Here is a 5,834-nt window from a genome sequence, read left to right on the forward strand (position 1 = left end):
ATCCCATCGCACGAAATTGTACACATAAAATACTTAAAGTTATTTATAGATGCGGAGCACTTTGTGCTTGAAATGCTTACGCAAAACCCCGAGGTCGAGGCAAAAAATGTTTTTAATGAAGGCGTTTAGATAAACCAACCAAATAAAAAATTTTTTTTAAAAAGATGAAGGGTGCGTAAGCCCTGATACTTTTTCCTTCATCAAATTTAACATGCTAACGATGCAAACTAAAGTCCTAGTCGTTTAGGCGAAATATCCCTTTAATGCAAAAATACTGTGCAATATCATCTCCAAACATCCACTCGTGCAAAACATCAGAACACTACAAGGCTCTGTTGCCATTTAACCGTAACCCTGACCCCATTAAATAATAAATTTGACCAAATTGAATATTTAAAACTCTATATCCACATCTTGTTTACACTTGAGTCAATTGTAATTTGTATGTACAATATGATGATATTTTATTTGGGGTATATAATCATGCCGCTTGTTATTTTTTGTTCGGAAGAGGCCCAAGCCACAAAAATAGAAACGTATAACCAAGACAAGCCAAGATTGGAAAGAATTCCTCTTGTTCCCCGCAATCTCAAAACCGGTTGGCCTCTTTTGCAAGTGAGTTTATTGACACCTACCCTTTTGGATACTCAAAAGTATGAACAGGCATTAGGTGGTGGTAAATGCCATTATTTTTTTATTGCAGCGTTTAATTTTGCCTGTTTATTAGCCCAGCTTCCTGGATTTGTGAATGTGAAAGGAAAACAGGATAATCAGATCGATCCAAAACGATTAAAAGCGGATAATGCTGCATTATTTTTAGATGCGTTTAATGTTCATTTTATGCACTTAGGTATTACCATAATCTCTGAAAGCGGAGCTTATGGTAAAACATTAGAAGTAACGACCGAACCACCTGAAGCAGCAGGGGCATTAAGGGAAGGGCTGTGGTCCGCGGAATCATTTGCTTTCAAATCCAAAAAGGTCATTAATTCTATAGCGGATTGGAAAGACGAACCCCTGCTTTCGGAAAGTGATATCAATCAGAGACTAGATCCTGAGGTAGCTGTTTTTGCAAATGGACAAATTTTTGTCGACTTGGGAATGTTCCTAGATCGCAGAGTTAAAAATGCTCAATTCAAGGAGCTTCTTGAAGCGATTTTTAAAGTCAACGAATTTCAAACACTGCAAATGGAAAGTGCTCCTGAATTCACAAGCGTCAACACGACAACAGCGAACGATAAAAATGATCAACATGACAATACAGATTTATCTTCATCATTAGTACATCACTCACCAGATTCAGAGACATCCTCTTCGGTATTCCGAGAGGATGAAATGCTGATACAAAATAACTATAAGAACAAACCTGCAACGATTAAATCGTTATTTTTAAAAATTCAATTAATGAAAGTGTATGGTTCGACTTTATCCAAGATTGATGAAAAAAAAGGTGAAGCTGTAGTTCTTCTAGCTGAAGAACTTAAAAGAAAAGCTATAGAATTTAATACGTTATTAGATCAGAAATTGATAGATCACAATCAATTAGCTGCGTTTAAAGAGGAATTTACCAAACTATTGCATAGTAAAGACGAATTAATGATGGAGCATCGAGAAAAATGGAAACCCATTGTTGTCAATATATTAATTTGCTTCACGGGCATAGGCCTTTTGGCACTTTCGATCAAAGCAGGTGCAAATATATTTAGCTCTCTCTATCTTGGAAGACCAATTACCTTGAATGATAGTTTATTTTTTGCAACCACCAAACGCCAAAATGCTCTTGCCGAAGTTGAAAAATCATTCAATGAAGCAGTTCTAGTCGCCTCTTGATGGGAAAAGGTGCGACTTAGCAGAATGTAATCTGAGCATCGTTATCTTCAGAATCACTAGAGCGTGTTGAATCCGTCAAAACCCTTTTTTAGGAGTGTCCGAAGTATTATTTGAAGAGTCGTTAACGGAGTTATTACTTGTTCCATGAGAAGTAGTTCGATTTTTAATGAACTGCTTTAATGAGTCTTTCAACTCGTTTTGAGATGATGGCTTGCTATCCTCCCGAGGGGAAAGACTTTTTGTCCGTGGTTTGTTGCGATTCATCACAGCCATCATTGTAACTCCTAAAATAGGTATTATCTAATCCAAAGGCTACTCGGGTACCCATCAGCATGTCCTGTCTAATTGAGTCACAATAAACGAAGTCAAAACTTAAGGTCCTTACGTACTTTGTATAGACAATATTCCTGCGTTATGCAAGATGGCTTAGGCGAACTAACTCCCCATGTCCTCTCAAGCCACGCTCATTAACACATTTATCATTCGGGGATCTCGGGAGCTCAGTCCACAGATAAACCCACATCTTTAAGTTCACACGCATGTCGCTGATCTTTTAGGTACTGGATTGCTTTATCAAGAACACTCATCGCGGATTGATTTACCCCATCGCTACTTTTTCCACTTCTATGACCACTGTAAGCGCTTAATTCGGGAAAATCTTGTAGGGTTTCAATAATCTTACTTAAATCGTGATTGTAAAGTTTGTCAATACTTTTTGCCGAGTCCATTTTATACGCACAAAGGTTATTCCAGAGATTTTCTGCTCTTGAAATTCTTTTATCGACGTTTTTACTGAACATAATGAATACCGGTTAATTATTTTTTGCGCAATTTTACCAAAAAATTAAGGATTTTTTAAGGGCTTCTCCAATCAATTTTCTAAAACTCTAGTGAAAAGCATCTCCGTTTTGTAGGTCATACCCTTGGTGTGTTGTTGAATTGTAGTACAATTTCTTTACGATTAATTTATCAATTAGGTATATTGTTGACCACCATTTCAGGTTGTTTTATGTGTTAAAATGATTACATGAGTGGCCTTTTGGAGTTAAATCATGCCTAGCCCTCGAAAAATAGTATTTACGGATTTTGATGGAACGATGACGGATATAGCTGGGGGTGACTACACTGTTTTTCCACAACTGGATACCGTTAAACCCAATGATACCGTTGAGGGACCTCTCACAGAACAACAAGAGTTTTATCGATCATTATTCATAAAGCAAGAAGGGCCTTTTGCATATCATCTTTGGAAATTACAGACTAAAGAAGCATTACAAGCTAAGTTTTTAGAGAAATTGGGCCCCTATGACCCCACCGCATAACTTTTGATAGTGGGCTAGGAAAACTTTTAATCAAACCAGATGCGGTTAATAGGCTTCATGAATTATTAAAGCAAGACGATGTGGAGTTTGTGATTGTTTCAAGAAACCAGGCAGAATATATTCAAGCAATACTAAGATATCAAGGTTTTAGTGAGGATGAAATTAGTAAAATTACCGTATATGGGAAATGGAATAAGCAAGAGGCTGTTACGCATTACCTTAATAACTCTCCACACGAAAAGCGCGAACTAGAAATAGACTGCTATGTGCTAGACGACTTACTCGCTGACCAACAAAAAATGACTAAAGCCATTGAAGTATACTGTACTAATCATCGGATTCCAAAAAAACAAGTCAAAGTGCATGCCTATGTTCAACCAATCGGTCAATTTAATTGGACTGAAATAACTCGTCCGATTATTACAACTTCAGAGCCTGTTCGTGAAACAGCAGTAACTCCAGCAAAGTCACAAACAAGCTTATCCGAAGCTGTGCAAGACTTCGCTGTACACTCACCAACTTCTCAGCTGATCTTTTTCTCTGACTTTGATGGAACTTTAACGGGTCTTGAAGGTGATTCAATTATTATGAAAGATGACCTCGGGGCAGCAAGAGAACGCAAGTTTGTTTCTACACTTTTTATAACTAAAAATGCCCCCAATAAGCATTTCCATGAGCCGATGCTTGAGTCAAACGAATTGCAAGCAAAATTTGTAGCGCAATTCGGTATTTATGATCCTAACAAACTAAATTTTGAAACAGGAATGGGCAGACTCCTCATGAAACCCGAAGCTGTAGCTGCTCTCCATGAGTTGTTGAAACATGACAACGCTAAGTTCAACATCATTAGTGCAAACAGAAAAGAATACGTTCTTGCTATGCTTCGCTACCAAGGGTTCACTCCAGAAGAAATGAGTAAGATTACACTCTATGCAAGAGAAATCAATAAACCCTATCAATCTAAAGACGTGTCAGCTAAAGCCCTACTTGAAGGGTATAAGGACATTACAAATGCTGAAGTCTTTGTGTTAGACGATAGCCCTAAAGATCGTGACCGAATAGTAAGCGCTGTGTGTGAGCATTATCAATTGCCAAAACCCACAGCTGAACAAGACTCAACAAAGTTAACAACAACTCAACATTCAATAACTCTTCACACACCTAAAGTAAATACAGGTCAACGTAATTTGAAAAAATATGGCGATTTAGCCCTTTCTTGCCTCCAACCTAAGCAAAAGACAATAGAGCATCATACAATTGAACATCATGCCGTTGCTCCAGATATCACAACCGAACAACTCAAACATGCGCGTGATTTAAAATTTAAAATAAGCCATACAAAATTGCATGGTAATACAATTGACATGATAAAACACGCCGTTGTTCTTGCTAAAGACAAGTACTGTAACTACCACAGAAGTTCTGATAAGGATAATTTTGATCATAATCGCGGAATAAAAAAGGGTAGATTTAGCGGATTTCGCCATGGTAGTAGTGGAATACTAGTGGCTGAAAGTTTTGCCAAAGAGGTAGGGAAACTCAACGATGAAACACAGGCCTTAAACAGTTTAAAAGAGTTTTTTGCAAATACCTCAAGAGCTTATCACAATCACTCTTTTGCCTCCTACTTAGGGGACGAACTTGCAAATATCGGATTAATTAGTACCCCAAATTACAAAGGCCAGTATGATCCCCAACAGTTAATTACTGAACTAGAAAGAGGAAAGCCAATCTCCTTTCATACAGACAGTAGTTTGTAGGGTTATATACCTGGAGAGCATTTGCGTAAAAATTTATTAAAACTGACATTAAGAAAGCATGGATCTGCCAATATTTAACCTATTTTGATTTTCAACTTTCTGGAGCAACACCAAAAACCTCTTCCAAGTCCTGTGCCTCTTCAACAACAATAAGGGATTAAGGAGTTAACCTTGGCTGAATCAAAAGTAATGCAGGCCCTGTAAAAAAAACCTCTAAAATGGAGGCCTCTTTTCCCATTTCCCCTTCATGTTTTTTTAGTTTTGATATCCATGGGGTGTAACTCTTGCTACTGGCATCATCTAGCAACCTGCCTCCTCTTAATGGCAGCAAGGTTAGCTAGCAGTCTCAATAAAATCAATAGGTTGTAGTGAAAATAATGATTTTGTTCTATTTTGCTGAAAGCTCAGAAAAGATCCTCTTTTCTTTTCCTATACGCTTACTTTAAACTATTTTGGCTGCTTGATCTTAATTCAGTGAATTTATCTTCGATTATACGCTCTAATGCCTCAACAGAACTCGTCTTTAAATTAAAATGGTGAGTCACTAAACCTTGAGCTTGAGCCAATATTTTGAAATCGTTACTTGCTCTAATATTTTCTACTGCGTCTTCTAATTCTTGTCGAGAAGAACAATTAACTATTTTAGATTTGAAATCATTAAGTATGGTGGTTTTTAATGCATCCCCTTTAAGTGCGTGGTATTGCTGCTTAAAGCTTTTGGCCTCCCAAAGATGCGTCCTTCCTTTATCTAATGTTGCAGCTTGGTAATAGGGTTTTAGTTCGTTTATTAACCTATTATTAAATGCAGTTACTAACTCTTCAAATCTACGATGTTCTCCACTTTTTTGCCAAGGTTGGTTGCTGTCTTGACGGAATTCATAACCAACCACTTTATTTTGATTAATCACAAGGCGTTGGTTAC

At 37.4% G+C, this 5,834-nt stretch carries 5 protein-coding genes and 1 pseudogene; 3 read left to right on the forward strand and 3 right to left on the reverse strand.

The annotated features are described in order from the left end of the window. Positions 1-483 precede the first annotated feature (483 nt). Entirely contained in the window at positions 484-1,830 is a 1,347-nt protein-coding gene (locus tag Lwal_RS08625) for a hypothetical protein (RefSeq protein WP_058480401.1), read from the forward strand. Between the two features lie 75 nt (positions 1,831-1,905). Here the strand turns inward: Lwal_RS08625 and Lwal_RS08630 are convergent, their stop codons facing one another. Together Lwal_RS08630 and Lwal_RS08635 are read right to left on the reverse strand one after the other, a co-directional pair. After that, a complete protein-coding gene (locus Lwal_RS08630; protein WP_058480402.1) occupies positions 1,906-2,106 on the reverse strand; it encodes a hypothetical protein in 201 nt (66 codons plus the stop codon). Between the two features lie 224 nt (positions 2,107-2,330). Next, complete coding sequence (locus Lwal_RS08635; protein ID WP_058480403.1) at positions 2,331-2,630, reverse strand: hypothetical protein; 300 nt, start codon at positions 2,628-2,630, stop codon at positions 2,331-2,333. Between the two features lie 252 nt (positions 2,631-2,882). Between Lwal_RS08635 and Lwal_RS08640 the strand changes: the two genes are divergently transcribed. Continuing rightward, the gene (locus tag Lwal_RS08640) at positions 2,883-3,152 is read left to right on the forward strand and encodes a hypothetical protein (RefSeq protein ID WP_058480404.1); all 270 of its coding nucleotides are present in this window, start codon (positions 2,883-2,885) and stop codon (positions 3,150-3,152) included. A gap of 89 nt (positions 3,153-3,241) precedes the next feature. Then, positions 3,242-4,912, forward strand: a complete 1,671-nt coding sequence (locus tag Lwal_RS08645; protein ID WP_058480405.1) for an HAD family hydrolase — start codon at positions 3,242-3,244, stop codon at positions 4,910-4,912. A gap of 437 nt (positions 4,913-5,349) precedes the next feature. On the opposite strand, the pseudogene Lwal_RS08650 reads toward Lwal_RS08645, so the two are convergent. Then, a pseudogene (locus Lwal_RS08650) lies at positions 5,350-5,834 on the reverse strand (hypothetical protein); the annotation flags it as partial.

It is taken from the genome of Legionella waltersii, from assembly GCF_001468085.1.
Taxonomy (GTDB): Bacteria; Pseudomonadota; Gammaproteobacteria; order Legionellales; family Legionellaceae; genus Legionella; species Legionella waltersii.